Source organism: Paenibacillus sp. R14(2021), from assembly GCF_019431355.1.
GTDB lineage: Bacteria > Bacillota > Bacilli > Paenibacillales > Paenibacillaceae > Paenibacillus_Z.
In genome coordinates this window covers 2,851,419-2,870,454 of the sequence record NZ_CP080269.1, presented here as the reverse complement: position 1 = coordinate 2,870,454, position 19,036 = coordinate 2,851,419, and the positions used below count along the sequence as shown (strand labels likewise).

General features: G+C 54.9%; 17 protein-coding genes. 12 read left to right on the top strand and 5 right to left on the bottom strand.

The annotated features are described in order from the left end of the window. Positions 1-26: 26 nt before the first annotated feature. Positions 27-458, bottom strand: a complete 432-nt coding sequence (locus tag KXU80_RS13350) for a DUF2621 family protein (RefSeq protein WP_219838687.1) — start codon at positions 456-458, stop codon at positions 27-29. A gap of 214 nt (positions 459-672) precedes the next feature. Here KXU80_RS13350 and KXU80_RS13345 point away from each other — a divergent pair, with 214 nt between their 5' ends. From KXU80_RS13345 to KXU80_RS13330, 4 genes are all read left to right on the top strand, one after another. Continuing rightward, complete coding sequence (locus KXU80_RS13345) at positions 673-1,800, top strand: deoxyribonuclease IV (protein WP_219838686.1); 1,128 nt, start codon at positions 673-675, stop codon at positions 1,798-1,800. A gap of 60 nt (positions 1,801-1,860) precedes the next feature. Next, positions 1,861-2,760, top strand: coding sequence for a formyltetrahydrofolate deformylase (gene purU, locus KXU80_RS13340; RefSeq protein ID WP_219838685.1), 900 nt, complete (start codon positions 1,861-1,863; stop codon positions 2,758-2,760). A 257-nt stretch (positions 2,761-3,017) separates the two neighbouring features. Further along, positions 3,018-5,033, top strand: coding sequence for a transketolase (tkt, locus tag KXU80_RS13335; RefSeq protein WP_219838684.1), 2,016 nt, complete (start codon positions 3,018-3,020; stop codon positions 5,031-5,033). A gap of 123 nt (positions 5,034-5,156) precedes the next feature. Then, positions 5,157-5,474 (top strand): pyrimidine/purine nucleoside phosphorylase, encoded by a 318-nt coding sequence (locus KXU80_RS13330; protein ID WP_219838683.1) that lies wholly within the window; start codon positions 5,157-5,159, stop codon positions 5,472-5,474. 90 nt (positions 5,475-5,564) lie between these two features. Here the strand turns inward: KXU80_RS13330 and KXU80_RS13325 are convergent, their stop codons facing one another. Next, positions 5,565-6,881: an NAD(P)-binding domain-containing protein gene (locus KXU80_RS13325; RefSeq protein WP_219838682.1), complete on the bottom strand. Its 1,317-nt coding sequence runs from the start codon at positions 6,879-6,881 to the stop codon at positions 5,565-5,567. 577 nt (positions 6,882-7,458) lie between these two features. Between KXU80_RS13325 and KXU80_RS13320 the strand changes: the two genes are divergently transcribed. The 6 genes from KXU80_RS13320 to KXU80_RS13295 all read left to right on the top strand — a co-directional run bounded on the left by KXU80_RS13320 (position 7,459) and on the right by KXU80_RS13295 (position 13,450). Next, positions 7,459-8,808, top strand: a complete 1,350-nt coding sequence (locus KXU80_RS13320) for a glucose-6-phosphate isomerase (RefSeq protein ID WP_219838681.1) — start codon at positions 7,459-7,461, stop codon at positions 8,806-8,808. A 9-nt stretch (positions 8,809-8,817) separates the two neighbouring features. Further along, entirely contained in the window at positions 8,818-9,450 is a 633-nt protein-coding gene (locus KXU80_RS13315) for a YigZ family protein (RefSeq protein ID WP_219839026.1), read from the top strand. Positions 9,451-9,666: 216 nt separating this feature from the next. After that, positions 9,667-10,470, top strand: a complete 804-nt coding sequence (gene cysT / locus KXU80_RS13310) for a sulfate ABC transporter permease subunit CysT (RefSeq protein WP_374987787.1) — start codon at positions 9,667-9,669, stop codon at positions 10,468-10,470. Continuing rightward, positions 10,467-11,264 (top strand): sulfate ABC transporter permease subunit, encoded by a 798-nt coding sequence (locus tag KXU80_RS13305; protein ID WP_219838679.1) that lies wholly within the window; start codon positions 10,467-10,469, stop codon positions 11,262-11,264. The genes cysT and KXU80_RS13305 overlap by 4 nt, the downstream gene beginning before the upstream one ends. Positions 11,265-11,267: 3 nt before the next feature. Beyond that, positions 11,268-12,332, top strand: a complete 1,065-nt coding sequence (locus tag KXU80_RS13300) for a sulfate/molybdate ABC transporter ATP-binding protein (RefSeq protein ID WP_219838678.1) — start codon at positions 11,268-11,270, stop codon at positions 12,330-12,332. Positions 12,333-12,370: 38 nt separating this feature from the next. Next, complete coding sequence (locus KXU80_RS13295) at positions 12,371-13,450, top strand: sulfate ABC transporter substrate-binding protein (protein WP_219838677.1); 1,080 nt, start codon at positions 12,371-12,373, stop codon at positions 13,448-13,450. A 73-nt stretch (positions 13,451-13,523) separates the two neighbouring features. Here KXU80_RS13295 and KXU80_RS13290 read toward each other — a convergent pair whose 3' ends face one another. Then, entirely contained in the window at positions 13,524-14,669 is a 1,146-nt protein-coding gene (locus tag KXU80_RS13290; RefSeq protein WP_219838676.1) for a stalk domain-containing protein, read from the bottom strand. Between the two features lie 210 nt (positions 14,670-14,879). On the opposite strand from KXU80_RS13290, the gene KXU80_RS13285 reads away from it, so the two are divergent. Continuing rightward, entirely contained in the window at positions 14,880-15,932 is a 1,053-nt protein-coding gene (locus KXU80_RS13285; protein ID WP_219838675.1) for a YeiH family protein, read from the top strand. Between the two features lie 75 nt (positions 15,933-16,007). On the opposite strand, the gene KXU80_RS13280 is transcribed toward KXU80_RS13285, so the two are convergent. Together KXU80_RS13280 and KXU80_RS13275 are read right to left on the bottom strand one after the other, a co-directional pair. Continuing rightward, positions 16,008-16,811 (bottom strand): Cof-type HAD-IIB family hydrolase, encoded by an 804-nt coding sequence (locus tag KXU80_RS13280; RefSeq protein ID WP_219838674.1) that lies wholly within the window; start codon positions 16,809-16,811, stop codon positions 16,008-16,010. A gap of 76 nt (positions 16,812-16,887) precedes the next feature. After that, positions 16,888-17,748 carry a helix-turn-helix transcriptional regulator gene (locus KXU80_RS13275; protein WP_219838673.1) on the bottom strand — a complete coding sequence of 287 codons (861 nt, stop codon included), beginning with the start codon at positions 17,746-17,748 and terminating at the stop codon, positions 16,888-16,890. Between the two features lie 131 nt (positions 17,749-17,879). On the opposite strand from KXU80_RS13275, the gene KXU80_RS13270 reads away from it, so the two are divergent. Beyond that, the gene (locus tag KXU80_RS13270; protein WP_258171379.1) at positions 17,880-18,827 is read left to right on the top strand and encodes an aldo/keto reductase; all 948 of its coding nucleotides are present in this window, start codon (positions 17,880-17,882) and stop codon (positions 18,825-18,827) included. Positions 18,828-19,036 lie beyond the last annotated feature (209 nt).

The window sequence follows — 19,036 nt, the reverse complement described above, 5'->3', positions numbered from 1 at the left end:
TACAGCGAAAGCCGCCCAGGAGGCGGCTATTTATTCAGCAAATGCGTGTATGGAGAGTAATCGATTTGTTCTCTTTCCAGGAACGAAATCAGGCTGCGGTAATCGCGTTTGGGCGTAGCCCGTATGTAACCTTCGATACAATGGCTGCGAGACACTTCGGACGCACCGCCTTCGACAGCGACTTGCGCGATCTTGGCAGCAATGGAATGGCGTGCAATATCGCGAAATGCGCTCGGTACCGGCGCAACAAGCTGATCCAGGAATTGCTTGGAATCCTCGGGCCACATGCCGCGGCTTCTGTCGACCCAATAGTTCTGCCAGTCGAGCTTAGATTTGCCGTCCCGCATGGGAAGGACTTTAAGAAACTTTCGAAACATGAAATAGCCGCCGATGGACATGAAACCAATCATGACAATAGCCCAGAACACAATGAAGTACATAAACCAACTTGGAGCCATCGCTTACATTCACCTCTACCTGCACAGGATGCCGATTCAATCTGGCAAATCGTAACTATTATAAGCGATGAGGCGCTTTTCTCGCAACCGACAGTCAAATACCGGAACCTAGATTTATTTCGCTATTCCTAGTAAAATAGGTAGGACAAGCGTTTGAACAGGTACAGCCCGTCACAGGCTGCCGTTGTTGAAACGAAAGGAGCGAAACAAGTCCATGTTGAAAATCGGTTCACATGTTTCATTTTCCGATAAAGGGCTGCTCACCGCAGCGAACGAAGCCGCTACTTACGGCTCCAGCACGTTCATGATTTATACCGGCGCTCCGCAGAACACGCGCCGCAAACCGATGGAAGATCTGTATATCCCCGAAGGCAAAGCAGCCATGAGCAGTGCGGGTGTTGACGAGATTGTCGTGCATGCCCCATATATTGTGAATCTTGGTTCGTATAAAGAGGATACGTTTGAGCTAGCCGTGCGTTTTCTGCAGGAAGAAATCCGCCGCACGGATGCGATCGGCGTACGCAACATTGTCTTGCACCCCGGTGCTTATACGGACAGAGATGCCCAATACGGCATCTCCCGAATCGCTGAAGGTTTGAACGAAGTGCTTGACGGCACCAAAGAAACGAATGTCAATATCGCGCTCGAGACGATGGCTGGCAAAGGTACGGAAATCGGCCGCAGCTTCGAGGAGATCGCATCGATTATTGATAAAGTCGGCGCCAATGATCGTCTGACCGTATGTATGGACACCTGCCACATGCACGATGCAGGCTACGACCTCGTCGGGGATTTGGACGGCGTATTGAATGAGTTTGACCGCATCGTCGGCCTAGACCGGGTTGCCGTCGTGCATGTCAACGACAGCAAAAACCCGCGCGGCGCAGGCAAAGACCGCCATGCTCCGATCGGGGCGGGCTGGATCGGCCACGATGCGATCCGCAGCATCGTGCATCACGAGGCTTTGAAGGGCCGTCCGTTTATTCTCGAGACGCCATGGATCGGCCAGGAAGACAAAACGCAGCGTCCGATGTACGAGGCGGAGATTGCGCTGCTTCGCGGCGATGCCTTGAGCCGTTTCGGCGGCCAGTTCATGGATGATGTTGAACGTCTTCATCATTTCTTCGGCAAGCAGGAGATTGACCACCGTCAATTCGTCCTGAACGTATGGGACGTGCTGAAGAACGATGCGAAAGCGAAGAAAGCAGACCCTCGCGAGCCGATGGACCGCTTGTACGATCTCGTTACCGAACACCGCGTGCTGTCTGAGCTGTCGGAAGAAGCAATCAATCAGCGTATTACGGCATGGTTCGCGGGCAAGACGCTGTTGGTGAACGCGTAACAGCGAAGATGCCGCAGGCAGCCAGACTATTTCTGTTGACGGAAGGAAGACACTCTTGTTATGCAAAATTCATACCAACCACAACTATCCTCGCAGCGTCCTAATAAGTCGCAGCGTGCGCGTATGCTGATTTCCTGCCCGGACCGTTCCGGCATCGTCGCTGCGGTTTCGCATTTTCTGTATGAGCACGGTGCGAACATCGTGCAATCCGATCAATATTCGATGGACCCCGGCGGCGGCATGTTTTTCATCCGCTTCGAATTCGATCTGAACGATTTGGACCGCGAGCTGCCAGTGCTTCAAGAAGATTTCACCCGCGTAGCCGATAGATTCGAAATGAAATGGCACACCTTCCGCGCGAGCCGCAAGAAGCGCCTTGCCATCTTCGTTTCCAAGGAAGATCACTGCTTGCTGGAGCTTCTCTGGCAGTGGCAGGCCGGCGATCTTGACGCGGATATCGCAATGGTGGTAAGCAATCACCCGGATATGAGAGGGCTTGTTGAGTCGTTCGGCATCCCATTCCACCATATCACGGTTACCGCAGATACGAAAGCGGAAGCCGAGAAGCAGCAGCTCGAAGTCGTTACGGGCAAAGCGGACATCGTCGTGCTTGCGCGTTACATGCAGATTATTTCGCCGAAGTTCATTGAGCAGTTCCCGAACCGGATCATCAATATCCACCATTCCTTCCTGCCGGCTTTCGTTGGCGGCAAGCCTTACGCGCAAGCCTATCAGCGAGGGGTCAAAATTATCGGCGCAACGGCGCATTATGTGACCGAAGAGCTGGACGGCGGACCGATTATCGAGCAGGACGTGCAGCGCGTCAGCCACCGCGACGATGTGGATAATTTGAAACGGATCGGCCGCACCATTGAACGCGTCGTGCTTGCTCGCGCCGTCAAATGGCATGTGGAAGACCGGATTTTGGTTCATCAGAACAAGACGGTCGTATTCAATTAATCGCTATGCAGCAGCAGTCATCCTTCTTTTGGCGTGCCGCCCGGAATTGGTCCGGGGCTGGCGCGCCTTTTATTTTGTCGATTTTTATTTTGGCAAGGCTTAAAAGATGGAAATGGGGATAAGGTAATGGTACAATATTTCAAAGCCAGTGCGGGTAAACCGCCTTACCACTTACAGAGAAAATAAGATTGAACGAAGAACCGCCGCCCTAGGCGGAATAAGGAAGTACCTATTCGGATTTAGGAGGAGTTTACGTAATGACAGTTACACAAAAGTCCATCGATCAGCTTTCCATCGACACCATTCGCACACTCGCGATTGATTCGATCGAGAAAGCGAATTCCGGCCACCCAGGCATGCCAATGGGTTCCGCTCCGATGGGGTACCAATTGTTCGCGAAAACCATGAATCACAATCCAGCTAACCCGACATGGATCAACCGCGACCGCTTCGTGCTTTCCGCCGGCCATGGTTCCATGCTGCTGTACAGCCTTCTTCATCTTTCGGGCTATGATCTTCCGATCGAAGAGCTGAAAAACTTCCGCCAATGGGGCTCTAAGACACCGGGACATCCCGAGTTCGGCCACACCGCGGGCGTAGATGCAACGACGGGTCCACTTGGACAAGGGGTTGCCATGGCAGTTGGTATGGCGATGGCAGAAGCGCATCTCGGCGCAACCTATAATAAAAAAGATCTGAATATCATCGATCACTATACATTCGCGATCTGCGGCGACGGAGACCTGATGGAAGGCGTTGCGAGCGAAGCGGCTTCTCTTGCGGCCCACATCAAGCTAGGCAAGCTGGTCGTACTGTACGATTCCAACGATATCTCGCTTGACGGCGAATTGAACCTGTCGTTCTCCGAGAACGTGCATGGCCGCTTCGAAGCTTACGGCTGGCAGGTGCTGCGCGTAGAAGACGGCAACGACCTGAATGCGCTCGCGAAAGCGGTAGCTGCCGCTCAAGCCGAAACAAGCAAACCGACGCTGATCGAAGTGAAAACGACAATCGGCTACGGCAGCCCGAACAAAGGCGGCAAAGGCGGGCATTTGGGTACGCACGGCAGCCCGCTCGGCGCGGAAGAAACGGTATTGACGAAGCAGTTCTACGGCTGGGATAACGAACCCTTCTTCGTACCGGCTGAGGTCCGCTCGCACTTCGCAGAAGTGAAAGCGAAAGGCGAACAAGCGAACGCTGCATGGGATGCGACTTTTGCTTCCTATAAAGCGGCTTATCCGGAGCTTGCTGCGCAATTCGAAACAGCCATCAGCGGCAAGCTGCCTGAAGGCTGGGACAAGGATCTGCCTGTCTACACGACGGCTGATAAAGCTTTGTCTACACGCGTAGCTTCCGGCAATGCACTTAACGGCTTGGCGAAAAACGTTCCGAACCTGATCGGCGGTTCTGCCGACCTTGAGAGCTCCACGATGACTCACCTGAAGGGCTTGCCGGTCTTCAAGCCTGGCAGCTACGAAGGCCGCAACGTCTACTTCGGCGTTCGCGAGTTCGCTATGGCTGCAGCCGTGAACGGTATGAGCCTGCACGGCGGCGTGAAGCCTTACGGCGCTACGTTCTTCGTATTTACGGATTACTTGCGTCCAGCCGTTCGGTTGTCCGCACTCATGAAGCAGCCGGTCGTGTTCGTGCTGACGCATGACAGCATCGCCGTCGGCGAAGACGGCCCAACGCATGAGCCGATCGAACAATTGGCTTCCCTGCGCATCATTCCGCAGCTGACGGTTCTCCGTCCGGCGGATGCGAACGAAACTTCGTCCGCTTGGGCATACGCCTTGTCGAACGCTGACCAGCCGGTCGCGCTCGTACTGACGCGTCAGAACCTTCCGATACTAGAAGGCTCGAACGAGAAATCGCGCGAAGGCATTACCAAAGGCGCGTACGTAATCTCCGAGGCTGCAAGCGGCAAACCGCAAGCGCAGCTGATCGCAACCGGTTCCGAGGTGCAGCTGGCGGTTGCTGCTCAGAAAGCTCTCGCGTCTGAAGGCATCGAGGTTCGCGTTATCAGCATGCCTAGCTTCGATCTGTTCGAACGTCAATCGAAAGCGTACAAGGACTCCGTCATTCTTCCGGACGTCAAAGCGCGTCTTGCGATCGAAATGGCTTCGCCATTCGGTTGGGAGCGTTATGTAGGGGATCATGGCGCCGTACTTGGCATCAACACCTTCGGCGCATCGGCTAAAGGCGAACGTGTCATTGCGGAATACGGCTTTACGGTCGAGAATGTCGTCAGCAAAGTAAAAGCGCTGCTGTAATTGACGTCCCTGCTTAGTTTCGTGTGAACGCAGGGCTGACAGCCGCTTGATCTTCGAGCGCCTGCCGGCCCTCTTTTACTTTATAGGTCAGACCATTCATTGCGTAGAGGAGCTTAAGCCATCATGTCTCAGTATGAAAATGTAACCGTTGTGAAGAAAGCAAATGTCTATTTCGACGGTAAAGTTACAAGCCGCACCGTTCTGTTCGCAGACGGCACGAAGAAAACACTCGGCATCATGATGCCGGGCGAGTATGAATTTGGCACAGATGCCAAAGAAATCATGGAAATTCTGGCAGGCGAGCTGAAAGTGCTGCTGCCTGGCGATTCCGAGTGGATCAGCATCTCCGGCGAAGGCGAATTCACGGTGCCGGCCAACTCGAAGTTCAAGCTTCAAATCGCAACGGTTACGGATTACGCTTGCTCGTACATCCAAGAATAATGTAGCGACTGTGCATGCAAAAAAAAGGCTGCTCCGTATTCAACGCATCTGCGCTGAGTAAGGAGCAGCCTTTTGTACGATCATGCCGATCTAGTCGGCTGTGATCGTCTGCTTGTTGATGTAAGCCTCCAGTTGGAGGCGCTGGTAAGGGGCAAGCCCCGCCAGCATGCAGCCGTAACGGAATGCGGCTCCGTTCGGGTCGATGCGAATGATGCGACCCGTGACCGGAGGCAGCTTGGAATCCTGCGGGAAGTGGATGACAATGAACATATCGCGTTCCAGCGGATAGCCGGACATGATTTGTACGCCGTTTTCGGAGAGATCGCATAGCGTTCCGTCGATAAGTTGTCCAGAGAACGAGCCTTCTTGCTCCCATTGGTAAACGGAAAGCTTAAGCGGCACATTCAGCGACAGTCGTTCGCTGCGTCTGCGGTCGCCCTGAGCTGCTGCGGATACTGTTTGCACAGAGGCAGGTGCTGCATCTGCGGTGGAAGCCGCAGTAAAAATATCGGCATCGCCGTGGTTCGTAATGCGCTTATTGATCCACTGCTCGTAGCTGTTTGCCAGCGCTGAGAAGTCCAAATCACCGAGCCCCATGGAATCGCCGACCTGGTACAGGCTTTTTACCGTCTCCAGAACCGGCGTCGGCGTCTTCAGTTCATCCGACAACGTGGAGGCAAGGCGCAGATCCTTCAGCATGAGACCAAGCGAGAATTGGACGCTGAAATCACGGTCCAGCAGCTTCTGTGCTTTCAGATCGGCCGCTTTGCTTGCTGCGCCGCCGGACTGTACAAGCTCGAGGAACGATTTGGCATCAATGCCGCCGCTCGCTGCAATCGCCATCCCTTCCACAAGCGCGGCCAAATTGATGCCGACGATGGTGTTATGGGCTAGCTTCGCGGTAGAGCCGCTGCCGCTCGGCCCCATCGGAATGACTTTGCGTCCCATGGTGAGAAGGAGGTCCTTTACTTTATGAATGACCTCGATTTCGCCGCCGACCATAAACACCAGTGCGCCGCTTTCGGCTGCAGGCTTGCTTCCGGTAACCGGCGCATCGAGGAAATCGCCGAATTTTGCTGCCGTATCCTTATGGATTTGGCGGGAGAGCGCAGGAGAAATCGTGCTGCTGTCAATGACGATTGTGCCGGGCATCAGCGAACTGAGCAGACCGTTCTCGCCATAATAAACAGCGCGGATGGAATCGTCGTTGCTGATCATGGTAATGATGACTTCCGCCGTACGGGCCACTGCGGCGGGGGAATTCGCCGTATCCGCGCCAAGCTCGATCAGCTTGTCCGCTTTCCCAGGCGTGCGGTTATAGACCGTCACGGGGTAGCCTTTGCGAAGCAGATTGGCGGCCATCGGCTCACCCATAACGCCTAAACCGATAAATCCGATTTTGAACATGCCATCTTCATCTCCTTGTTTCCGTATGTAGGTTTCCCCCATTTTAACATAATTTCAGAGGAAGCTGTATCGACCCGGCTTGCCTTGTTTTTGGCTAAGAAATCCATTATTCTTAACCTTAACGAAATGGGATTCGTTCATACGCGCAGCAAAAAGAGCAGAAACTAAGGTGCGGCTTTCGAAGCGAGTTTTTGCTCGCAACGAGGAATAATCAGGAAGTGCCGCAAAAACTAAGCCTATGCTTCCGAAGCGAGTTTTGCTCGCTACGAAGAATAATCAGGAAGTGTCGCAAAACTAAGCCTATGCTTCCGAAGCGAGTTTTGCTCGCTACGAAGAATAATGAGGAAGCTATCGCAAAACTAAGCCTATGCTTCCGAAGCGAGTTTTTGCTCGCAACGAAGAATAATCAGGAAGTTTCGCAAAAACTAAGCCTATGCTTCCGAAGCGAGTTTTTGCTCGCAACGAAGAATAATCAGGAAGTTTCGCAAAAACTAAGCCTATGCTTCCGAAGCGAGTTTTTGCTCGCAACGAAGAATAATCAGGAAGTGTCGCAAAAACTTTTAGGAGGTTCAACCCCATGACGAAAGCAGTTACATTTGATTACAGCAAAGCGCTTGGTTTTATCGGCCAGCATGAGATTGATCATTTGGCAGGACAGGTTCGCACGGCTCACGAGCAGCTTCGCAGCGGAACGGGCGCGGGCTCCCATTACCTCGGCTGGATCGACCTGCCGACGAACTACGACAAAGAAGAATTTGCCCGCATTCAGAAAGCGGCCGCGAAAATCAAATCCGACTCCCAGGTGCTGATCGTGATTGGTATCGGTGGTTCTTATCTAGGCGCTCGCGCGGCTATTGAAATGCTGTCACACTCGTTCTATAACCTGCTGCCTAACGAACAGCGCCAGACACCGCAGGTGCTGTTTGCCGGCAACAATATCAGCTCTACATACGTTACGCATCTGCTCCAATTGCTTGAAGGCCGCGACTGGTCGATCAACGTGATTTCCAAATCCGGCACGACGACGGAACCGGCCATCGCATTCCGCGTCTTCCGCGAAGCGTTGGAAGCGAAATATGGCAAAGCAGAAGCGCGCAAACGGATCTACGCGACGACGGATCGCGAGAAAGGCGCGCTGAAGAAGCTGGCTAATGAAGAAGGCTACGAGTCGTTCGTTATTCCGGACGATGTCGGCGGACGTTATTCCGTGCTCACCGCGGTAGGGTTACTGCCGATTGCAGCTGCAGGGATCAACATCGAAGAGATGATGCAAGGCGCGGCGGACGCATCGCGTGCCTACAACAATCCGAACCTGGCCGAGAACGAGGCCTACCAATACGCTGCTGCCCGCAACGCGCTGTACCGCAAAGGCAAAGCGACCGAGATTCTCGTGAACTACGAGCCTGCGCTTCACTTCGTATCGGAATGGTGGAAACAGCTGTACGGCGAGAGCGAAGGCAAAGACTACAAGGGGATTTTCCCGGCGGCAGTCGACTTCTCGACGGATCTGCACTCCATGGGTCAATTCATTCAAGAGGGCAACCGCAATATCTTCGAAACGGTCATTCAAGTCGAGCAAGTTGCCGAGCAAATCTCGATTGGGCATGATGAAGCAGATCTGGACGGCCTCAACTTCCTGACCGGCAAAACGATGGACTTTGTAAATAAGAAAGCTTTCGAAGGCACGCTGCTTGCGCATACGGACGGTCAAGTGCCGAACTTCGTCGTGAATATTGCGGACATGAAGCCTTACACGTTCGGCTACCTGGTTTATTTCTTCGAGATCGCCTGCGGCATCAGCGGCTATCTGCTGGGCGTGAATCCCTTCGATCAACCCGGCGTTGAGGCGTACAAGAAGAACATGTTCGCACTCCTCGGCAAGCCGGGCTACGAGAAAGAGAAAGCCGAACTGGAAGCTCGGCTGTAATTGCCGTTCATGTTAGATAGCTACCGGACGCTGCGCCAGCAGGGGAGCCAGGAAATCGTAATCAAGAAATCGCGGTTTATCGGTTACGGCAAGCCTGTTGCCTCCGAAGCGGAAGCGGTCGCGTTCATTGAAGAACTGAAGAAGCTTCACTGGAACGCGACGCATAACTGCTCGGCGTATGTCATCGGCGAGCGCGACGAATGCCAGAAGCAGTCCGACGACGGCGAGCCGAGCGGAACGGCGGGCAAACCGATTCTGGAAGTCATTAAGCACCAAGGCCTTAAAAATGTCGTCATCGTCGTAACCCGTTATTTCGGCGGTATTATGCTTGGAGCAGGCGGGCTGATTCGTGCGTATACGGACGGAGCGGTCACGGCCATTGCAGCAGCCGAACCGATCACGAAGCTGCTCCACCGCGAAGTCATTGTCGATGTCGATTATACGTGGTACGGCAAGCTCGAGAATGAATTTCACGCGCGAAACGTACGGATCGGCGATACGGCATTCTCGGATCGGGTTGTAATCGCGTGCTTGCCCGAAGCGCGGGAGGCGGAGCGATTTGCAGCCTGGATTACGGATTTGACGCAAGGTCAGGCGCGGATCAGCATCGGCGAAGATAAATATTATATTGAAGGCGAATAATCATCGGCCTTCATGACAGCAAACACCCCGGCGATTCCAAGCGCCGGGGTGTTTGCCGTTTGGCAAAAAGACTAGTTTACTTCGAATAATAAGGATTGACTAGACGTTCTGCCCTCTGCTAAAGTATTAATACCAAGTAAAATAATAGGGATTACAAATTGGACTACGCGATTCCTCAAGGAAAGCGTCGGGAGGTAACTCAGCTTGAATTTCATAATGCGCGGCCGCTTGTGGAGCTTCGGTTTTCGCAGCACGATTATGCTCTATTTCATTCTGCTGATTGTACTGCCGATTATCGGGATCTACTCGCAATCGTTTAAACTTGGCTGGCTTCCCTTCTGGGAAAGCATTTCGGACCCTCTGGCGTGGGAAGCCGTACTTCTCACCGTTAAACTGTCCGTTATTGCAGCGGCCACGAATGTGATTCTTGGCACGTTGATTGGTTGGGTGCTGATTCGCTACCGGTTTCCGGGGCGCAGAGTTTTGAACAGCTTGGTCGATTTGCCGTTTGCGCTGCCGACTGCAGTGGGCGGCTTGATGATTTTGCTGCTGCTAGGACCGAACAGCTGGGTCGGCGGCATGGCTGATAAGCTCGGCTTCCAGATTGTCTTTCACGAGCCAGCTATTATCGTGGCGATGGTGTTCGTTACGTTTCCTTTCGTCATCCGCGGCGTACAGCCGCTGCTGGAGGAGCTCGATAAATCGGAAGAAGAAGCGTCTTACACGCTCGGCGCTTCCAAGGCAAGAACATTTTTTCACGTTATTTTTCCATCCATGCTGCCGGGCATTATAAGCGGGGCCATGCTGGCCTTCTCCCGCGCGCTTGCCGAATTCGGTGCAGTCGTGCTCGTGGCGGGCAATATTCCAGGCAAGACGCTGATCGCGGCGGTTTATATCTTCGGCGAAATTGAAAGTGATAACGCGCTAGGCGCCGCGGCCGTTTCCGTGCTGTTATTGACGTTGTCTTTTCTCATTCTTGGGGCCGTCAACCTCCTGCAAGCAAGGAGGCAGCACAAATGAGGAAGCTGTGGATTACATTAACCTATCTGGTCTTTCTGATTTTGCTGATCGCCCCGCTGATCAAGATTTTTACAGGTTCGTGGGAAGACGGCTGGAGCGGCTTTACGGATGCGTTAACGCGCGCCCAGTCCCTGCATGCGCTTATGATGACGGGGCTGATCGTGGTCGTCGTCACGCTGCTGAATACGATCTTTGGCGTGATGCTGGCACTCTATCTAGTCCGCGCCGCATGGCTGCCCCGCCGGATCAAGGGGCTGCTGAACAGCATAGTCGATCTTCCGTTTGCGGTTTCGCCGGTCATCGGCGGGCTTATGATCGTGCTGATGCTGGGACCGACTTCCGTTCTCGGCGCGTTCTTTGAGGATATCGGATTTAAAGTCGTGTATGCGCTGCCGGGAATGATTCTTGCGACTCTGTTCGTGACGTTCCCGTTAATGGTGCGCGAGGTCATGCCCGTGCTGCAGGAAATCGGCGCGCAGCAGGAGGAAGCGGCTTCGACGCTCGGCGCTTACTCGTGGTATACGTTTTGGAAAGTGACATGGCCGTCCATCCGTTGGGGCGTCATCTACGGCGTCGTGCTTACGGTAGCCCGCTCGCTTGGGGAATTCGGGGCTGTGCTCGTCGTTTCCGGGAATATTATGAACAAGACGCAGACGGCGACAACGCTCGTCTACCAGGATGTTGAGAATTTCGACGTGACGTCGGCCAGCAGCGTGGCGCTCGTGCTCGCCGCCTTCTCCGTAGGGCTGCTGCTGCTTATGGAATGGGCGAAGAAGAGAAAGGAAGTGCATTAGACGATGCATATCGAGGTGCGCGGTTTAAATAAACAGTTCGGTGATTTCCATGCAGTGCGCGACGTGAGCTTCGACATCGCCAAAGGGCAGCTGATCGGCCTTCTCGGCCCGAGCGGCGGCGGTAAGACATCCATTCTGCGCATGCTGGCGGGATTGGAATCGCCATCGGCCGGCGACATCGTATTCCACGGTAAGCGGGTGAACGACCTGCCTCCGCAGGAACGCGGCATCGGCTTCGTCTTCCAGAACTATGCATTATTCAAACATATGACGGTCTATGACAACGTGGCATTCGGCTTGAAAGTGAAGAAGGCAAGCAAGGAAGTCATCCGCGAGCGCGTATTGTCGCTGCTTGAACTGACAGGATTGAAGGGCTTCGAGCATCGTTATCCGCATCAACTGTCCGGCGGCCAGCGCCAGCGCGTCGCATTCGCAAGAGCGCTTGCTCCAGAGCCGCAGCTGCTGCTGCTGGATGAGCCTTTCGCGGCCATTGACGCCAAGATTCGCACAGAGCTTCGCACTTGGCTGAAGGATATGATCGAACGGCTTGGCATCACGTCGATCTTCGTTACGCATGACCAAGACGAGGCCATTGAAGTCGCCGATGAAATCATGATTATCAACAAAGGACGTCTAGAGCAGAAAGGGACGCCTTGGGATATATACAAAAACCCGCAAACCCAGTTCGTGGCGAGCTTTATCGGCGAATCGACGATCGTTGAGCGCGTGGAGCAGCTGAAGGGCTTCGAGGAAGCCGCCAATTGGCCGGGCACGCAGGCGCTGATCCGTCCGGAATATATCGAGATCGGCAAGCGCAGCGAATTCCGCATCGCTTCCGCGACGGTGCCGGGCAAAGTAAAGCATCTGCATTTCCGCGGCAGCGAATGGATGGTGGAGGTCATGGTGGGCGATATCAAGCTGATCACCTACCGCTCGTTGGAGAAGGAAGTGCTGCAGCCGGGCGAAGAGGTTAGCGTACTCATTCACCGCGCGTATCTGTTTAACGACAGCGACACCTGGATTATGGAGAACAAGCTGAAGGAAGATCCCATGCCTATTCATATTTAATAGCCAATAACTTGCTAAATAGAAAGTGTGTGTACACTATGAAACCTACCCTAACAAAAGGATGGCGCATCGCGGGTACGGCACTGCTCTCCTTGACGCTGCTGCTGACGGCCGCCTGCGGCAAAGACGGCAACGGAACCACGGCGAACGGAGACGCGCAGCCAGGCGCAGCGGCAAAGGGCGACGTGACGCTCGTCATCGGTGCTTACTCGGTGGCGAAGGATGCGTTTGCGGTGCTGCTTCCCGCGTTTGCGAAGCAGTGGAAGGCGAAGACAGGGCAGACCGTGGCATTTCAGGAATCCTATGAAGCTTCAGGCACGCAGGCTCGCGCCATCGCAGGCGGCTTTGAAGCCGATGTGGCGGTCCTTGCGATGGAGAGCGATATCGGCAAGATCGAGAAGGCGGGCTTCATTACGAATGATTGGCGCAAGGCCGGGGACAACGGCATGATCACGCGCTCGATCGCGGTACTCGGCACTCGCAAGGACAATCCCAAGGGGATTCACGATTGGGAGGACTTGACCCGCAAAGGCGTTAAAGTGCTGTATCCCAATCCGAAGACCTCCGGGGGCGCGCAATGGGACATCAACGCGATGTACGGCGCGGGCCTGAAGGAATCCGAGGCGAGGACGGGCAAGAAGGACCCGGCATATGCAAAAGCATTTCTAGAGCGGATTCACCACAACGTGGAATCGCTCGATAAGAGCGGCCGCGCATCCATGGCGGCATTCGAATACGGGGTCGGCGATGTCATCGTCACCTACGAGAACGAACTGCTCGCGCGAATTAAGCAGGGCGTCCCTTACGAGGTCGTCGTGCCGAAATCGACGATCCTGATCGAGAACCCGGCGGCCGTCGTGGATAAGAACGCCGATAAGCACGGCACGCGCAAGGTAGCGGACGCTTTCGTGGCGTATCTGCACACGAAGGAAGCACAGCATATTTTCGCCGATTACGGTTTCCGTCCCGTTGATCCAACTGTTATGGAAGAGGTCAAAGGCAATTACGTTAATCCGGTGGATTTGTTCGATATTCAGTACCTCGGCGGCTGGGATTATGTGCGCAAGACGCTTTACTCGCCGCGCGGCGTCTGGTACCAAGTGTTGGCCGGCATTTAAAATGGCATAAAGAATGGCCCTGACCGTATGAAGCGGCAGGGCCATTCTTGTGCTTCCGGGCTTTTACTCCCTCTTATTTCGACAACGAGAGCTCCACGGCTTGCTTCGTATAGGTGATTTTCGCGTTCAAAACCTTAGAGAAGAAGGCAAGCGGCACGTATAGCTGGCCGTTCTTTAGCACCGGCGCGGCGCCGAGCGTAAAGGAAGCCTTATCGGTAACGGCGTAGCGGTCCTTGCCCTTCGTAAGCGAAGTCCATGCTTGGCCTTTGCGCACCTCGTATGTGCGGGAAGCCGCATTCCAGCCCAGCTTGAAGCCAAGCGCTTCGGCAAGCGGACGAAGCGGTGCCATAACGACTCCGCCGGCGGCGGTGTAGAGCTTCGTACCATGTAGGCTCTGGCCATCTGCGACGACGGGCAAGGAGGCGATACCTGCCGGAACGGTTACGCCGGTATCGGGAATGACCAGCGCAATTTCAGGCAGGCCGGCGGCGTAAGGAGCAATCTCGTACTGCTGGAACACGAGATAAAGAATGCCGTCCTCCACATAGAACGCTTGTTGATCGGTGATGGATTTGAACGCGTCCTTGAAGAAGTCGGCAGGCCGGGATGCGATTTCGGCTTTTACCGTACGATTGATGATGCTCAGGTAGCTTGGGCCGAACAGCTCCTTCAGCTTGATCGGGGATGCTTTCGCCGTGTTATGAATGTTATACGTATCGACGACGGTTATGCCATGGGCGCCGCCCGTAAAGGTATAGGTCAACATTTTGAACGAAATCACATTACCGCTGTTCTGGCTGCCGTCCGAAATCAGCTCGAATTTGATCGTCGCGCCATAAGGGCGGAATTCATAGGAGCCGTCGGCAGCTGCGGCGTCGTTCTTGGCCTGCTTTGTTATGGCGTCTACGACGGCTTTGGCACGTGCGGCCAAGTTCGCGTTCAGCGCATTCTGGTAGGCCGTGTCTTTCATCCCGCTGATGACGGGTACGTTCAAATCCGTTTCGAGCAGGGCGGTGGATTGTTTCACGCTCTTGCTTGTCAGCTTGACGGCTCCGGTCGGCTGATTGCTCACGACCTGCACGGCTGTCGTGCTGCTCTGAGCCGGGCTGGATGAATCCGCCGCGAAAGCAAGCTGAGCGGATGCGGTGAGGAGAAGCGCAGTGCTCAAGACGGCAATGGATGCGCGTTTCATGGGATGTTTACTTTTTGGCTGGTTCAACTGTAATCCCTCCATAAAGGCTGTTATAGCTCTACTATAGTGGATGCATAGGTTATGAGTGTAACAAAATGGTTACGATCTACGAGTTAACGAGAAACGCATACGAGGCATAACGATCCTTTATCTTTTTCATCAGCAGGATTGATTTCAATTATCAGAGACCGGGCAGTATAATGGGAACCATCTTACTTGTACCGGAGGCGGCTCAGCATGGCAGTTCCCTATACGATCAAGCCGCTTCATTATCTCGCGTTGCTGCTGGGCGCATGCAGGCCGCGCATAGGCGGTATTGCCTTTACGTTCGCGATTGCGGCCGCAGGCTACGGGTTATCGCAATTGCCTGGGCTTCATTATGCCGGCCAGATGGCCTGCGCGATTTTGCTCGCGGTGCTCTATCGTCATTTCCTAGGCTATCCCCATTCGCTTCAGCAGGGCATTCAATTCTCCAGCAAAAATCTGCTCCGTCTCGCGATCATCCTCTACGGCGTTAAGCTCAACGTTAATCAGGTGCTGCAGGAGGGCATGGGATTGCTGGCTCGTGATGCTTGCGTCGTGGTCTTCGCAATCGGCGTCACGCTGCTGTTGGCTAAGTGGCTGCGTGCGGACATGAAGCTGTCACTCCTGCTCGGCATCGGCACGGGAATTTGCGGGGCGGCGGCGATTGCAGCCGTATCGCCGATTCTGCGGGCGAGAGAGGAGGACACGGCCGTCAGCGCCGGATTGATTGCCCTTGCAGGCACGCTGTTCGCGGTCACGTACACGCTCATTCGCCCGCTGCTCGGATTGACGGCGATGCAGTACGGCACCTGGTCGGGCACGAGCCTGCACGAAATCGCGCATGCTGCACTGGCCGCGGCTCCAGCGGGTGAAGACGCGCTGGCACTCGCGCTGCTGGCGAAGCTAGGCCGGGTTTTCTTACTCGTCCCGCTCTGCTTGGCGCTCATCTTCATTCAGCGCCGGATCAGCAAGCGTGCAGGCGGTGCCGGCGAAGAGCAGGCACCCCTCCAATATCCATGGTTTCTGGTCGGATTTGCAGGCATGAGCCTGCTCGGCAGCAGTAGCTGGGGCCAAGCGGTCATTCATGCGGCGCCTGCCGCCATGAACGGACTGACGATGGTTACGACGTTCCTGCTTACGATGGCGATGGTCGGCTTGGGACTGAACGTCAGCCTCCGCAATATGGGCGCTGGGGTGCTGAAGGCATTAGCTGCGATGCTGATTACCTCGCTGCTGCTTGCAATTTGGACGTATGTGTCCATTTAACGAAACATGACAGCACACCGACAAAAAAGAGCCGCAGCTCGGGTCGCATTCGGCTCGGGCGGCAGCTCTTCTTCGTTATACCGTTTGGAGAATAAATTTATCGATGACGTGCTTGACGCCCTCTTCATTGTTCGATTTGGTGACGAACTGCGCGATTTCCTTCAGCTTCGGCAGAGCATTGCCCATCGCGACGCCGAGACCGGCAGCTTCGATCATCTCATGATCGTTCCAGGAATCGCCAATGGCGATGACTTCATCCAGCGTGCAGCCAATATGCTCCGCCATGAAGGCGATCGCATGGCCTTTCGTGCCTTCTTTGTGCGTGACTTCCAGGTAGTGTGCCTTCGATTTCGTAATATGCACCCGATCGCCGATCAAGGGAGCGAGCTGCAGCGCGACTTCGTCCAAACGGGCCGGGTCGTCGATCATGAGCATCTTAGCGGACGGCTGGGCGATGAGCGATTCGAAATCCGGTTCCACGACGAATGGGATATTCGCCAAGGCGGAGTAATCGCGCGCGTACTTGTTGTCCTCCCGGACATAGAGCGTGTCGTTGATGTACAGCTGCAGATAGACGTTGTTCGCCTTGCAGAAAGCGATCAATTCCTTAGCTGCATCCTGAGGGACGTTACGTTCGTACAGCACCTGCTCGTCCAGCAGTGTCTTCACGAGCGAGCCTTGGTACGTGATGATCGGGACGTTCAGCTCGATTTGCTTGGCAATCTTCTTGGCGGACGGGAACATGCGGCCCGTCGCGAGGGTTACAAACACGCCTTGCTCAATGGCGGCTGCAAGCGCGGCCTTCGTGCCTGGCGTCACTTGAATATCATCTGTAAGCAGCGTGTCGTCGATATCGATGGCAATTAATTTGTAGGTCATTCTCTTCCGCTCCTTCTCTCTATAAGCCTCATGCATTTTCATTGATTGTAACGAAAATCGAGGGGGGGAACAAGCGTTATCTTCGTAAAGCGGCGGTTCCCGCGAATTGCCCGCGGTATGCGGTCGGCGTCATGTTCTCGCTTTCCTGAAACCGTTTATTGAAGTAGCTCGCCGTATCGTACCCGGACAATCGGGCGATTTCGCTGACGCTGAGCTCCTGCCGCTCCACGAGCAGCACCTTAGCCCTCTGTATGCGGCACATCGTTAGAAACGCAAGCGGCGTCTGGCCGATGGCGCGGCGAAACGACCGGCAGAACGTATAGCGATTTGTTGCTGCTCGTGCGGCCCAAGCATCCAAGTCGAACGGCTCGGAGGCCGCGGCCTGCAGCTCGGGCAGCAAGGCGAGAATGCGCTCGACGGCCGAGGCGCTTCCGCCGGCCGCGGAGATTGGCTCCGCCTGCTCGATGAATTCCGCAACGATCCCGTACATGAGCATGGCGACTCGGCTGGGCCGCAGAAGCGTATGGCGCTCGATTTCGCCGAGCAGCTCGTCTATGCGGCCATCCAGCTCGGCCGATGTGCGGAGCCGCCAAGCGATGGAACGGTGAAAGCCGCGCTCGGTCAGATCGGTCTGCACGCCGCTGCCGTAGAAATGCACCCATTTGATCTCCCACGGATGATCGGGATGCGCGTAATAAAATTGCTTTTCCTCCGGAAAATAAAGAAAAGCGTCGCCGGCCTTCAGCTCGAATCGTCCTTTCTCGAGCTCGACAAAGCCGCTGCCCGCGGTGATGAGATGCAGATTGAACTCCTGAAGCACGCCCGCAGGACGGCGAACCTCGTGCTTCGTATAAGGCTCATAATGGCCGGCTGATTCGGGAAAACAGTAGAACCGCTCCTTACGCAGCAGGGGAAGTGTAAGATGGTGCTGGGCCACGATATGCTCACCTCTTCGGAAATAAGGTCAATATTGTTTTATGAGAAGCAATATATTTCGATATTATAACGCGAAATCCTCATTTATAATAATCAATATAGCGCAATAGTTAAGGAAGAGGAGCGGAATAGATGACGACAATGAAACGCATTGAAGTAGCAGGCATTCAGCAGGGGATCACGCAGCTTATTCAAGGGTCCATGATGCTGAAGGCGGATGACATGGATTATTCCGGCGAGCTGCTGGATGCCTATGCGGCAGCGGGAGGAAATACGATCGACAGCGGCCATATTTACGGCGCAAGCTCCGCGCAGGCCATCGGCAAATGGATAACTTCGCGCGGTAACCGGAGCGAGATTGTTATTATTGGCAAAGGCGCGCATCCGTACGAGAAGCCGCGCATGACGAAAACCTGCATCCAAAGCGACCTGGTGGAGTCGCTGGAACGGATGGAAACCGACTACATCGATTTGTATATGCTGCATCGTGACGATCCCAATGTCCATGTCGGTTACATTCTGGAAGGGCTGAACGACCAGCTTGCCGCAGGCCGCTGCCGTGCGCTAGGCGCCTCCAACTGGAGCGTCGCGCGCATTCGCGAGGCGAATGCATACGCGGCCAAGCAGGGCATGACCGGCTTTGCCTGCAGCAGTCCTAATCTCAGTCTTGCGCGGCCGAACGAAGCGCGCTGGGCGGGGTGCGTCTCCACGACGGCGGAAGATGAAGCGTGGCATACGGAATCCCATCTCCCGATCCTGTCGTGGTCCTCGCAATCGGGCGGCTTCTTCACGGACCGCTACGCGCCGGAGAAGCGTGACGATGCTGATATGGTCCGCGTCAATTACAGCGAAGAGAATTGGGAGCGTAAGCGCAGAGCAGCCGAGCTTGCAGCCAAATACGGCGTGACCGCCAATCATATCGCGCTGGCCTACGTGCTGAACCAGCCGTTTCCCGTCGCTGCGATCATCGGACCGCAAACGCCTGCGGAACTCCAGGACAGCGTCAAGGCGCTGCCTGTCATACTGACGCCTGGGGAACGCGCTTGGCTGAATTTATCGGCGGAGACTGTTGCACAATAACAGGTGCATGGAACGTACCCTATTGGTGTACCGTTTAGGGAAATAACCGGCGCATCTTTAATCAAGACTCCCCCGCGGGGCGGAAGGACAGGTCTCAAGGCCGGTCCTTTACGCTCGCGGCGGGAGTCTTATTGTCTTTCGGCGGCTGAACTTGCTACCGCACTTGGAATGCGATAGAGTGGGTTACAGGTTCATTTTGGAAGAGGTGT

Coding starts and splice junctions, on each gene's coding strand:
- KXU80_RS13270 (WP_258171379.1), top strand. CDS start 17,880: ATGACGACAATGAAACGCATTGAAGTAGCAGGCATTCAGCAGGGGATC.
- KXU80_RS13325 (WP_219838682.1), bottom strand. CDS start 6,881: ATGTTCAAAATCGGATTTATCGGTTTAGGCGTTATGGGTGAGCCGATG.
- KXU80_RS13330 (WP_219838683.1), top strand. CDS start 5,157: ATGTCTCAGTATGAAAATGTAACCGTTGTGAAGAAAGCAAATGTCTAT.
- KXU80_RS13350 (WP_219838687.1), bottom strand. CDS start 458: ATGGCTCCAAGTTGGTTTATGTACTTCATTGTGTTCTGGGCTATTGTC.
- KXU80_RS13315 (WP_219839026.1), top strand. CDS start 8,818: ATGTTAGATAGCTACCGGACGCTGCGCCAGCAGGGGAGCCAGGAAATC.
- KXU80_RS13285 (WP_219838675.1), top strand. CDS start 14,880: ATGGCAGTTCCCTATACGATCAAGCCGCTTCATTATCTCGCGTTGCTG.
- KXU80_RS13320 (WP_219838681.1), top strand. CDS start 7,459: ATGACGAAAGCAGTTACATTTGATTACAGCAAAGCGCTTGGTTTTATC.
- KXU80_RS13345 (WP_219838686.1), top strand. CDS start 673: ATGTTGAAAATCGGTTCACATGTTTCATTTTCCGATAAAGGGCTGCTC.
- tkt (WP_219838684.1), top strand. CDS start 3,018: ATGACAGTTACACAAAAGTCCATCGATCAGCTTTCCATCGACACCATT.
- KXU80_RS13305 (WP_219838679.1), top strand. CDS start 10,467: ATGAGGAAGCTGTGGATTACATTAACCTATCTGGTCTTTCTGATTTTG.
- cysT (WP_374987787.1), top strand. CDS start 9,667: ATGCGCGGCCGCTTGTGGAGCTTCGGTTTTCGCAGCACGATTATGCTC.
- KXU80_RS13280 (WP_219838674.1), bottom strand. CDS start 16,811: ATGACCTACAAATTAATTGCCATCGATATCGACGACACGCTGCTTACA.
- KXU80_RS13295 (WP_219838677.1), top strand. CDS start 12,371: ATGAAACCTACCCTAACAAAAGGATGGCGCATCGCGGGTACGGCACTG.
- purU (WP_219838685.1), top strand. CDS start 1,861: ATGCAAAATTCATACCAACCACAACTATCCTCGCAGCGTCCTAATAAG.
- KXU80_RS13300 (WP_219838678.1), top strand. CDS start 11,268: ATGCATATCGAGGTGCGCGGTTTAAATAAACAGTTCGGTGATTTCCAT.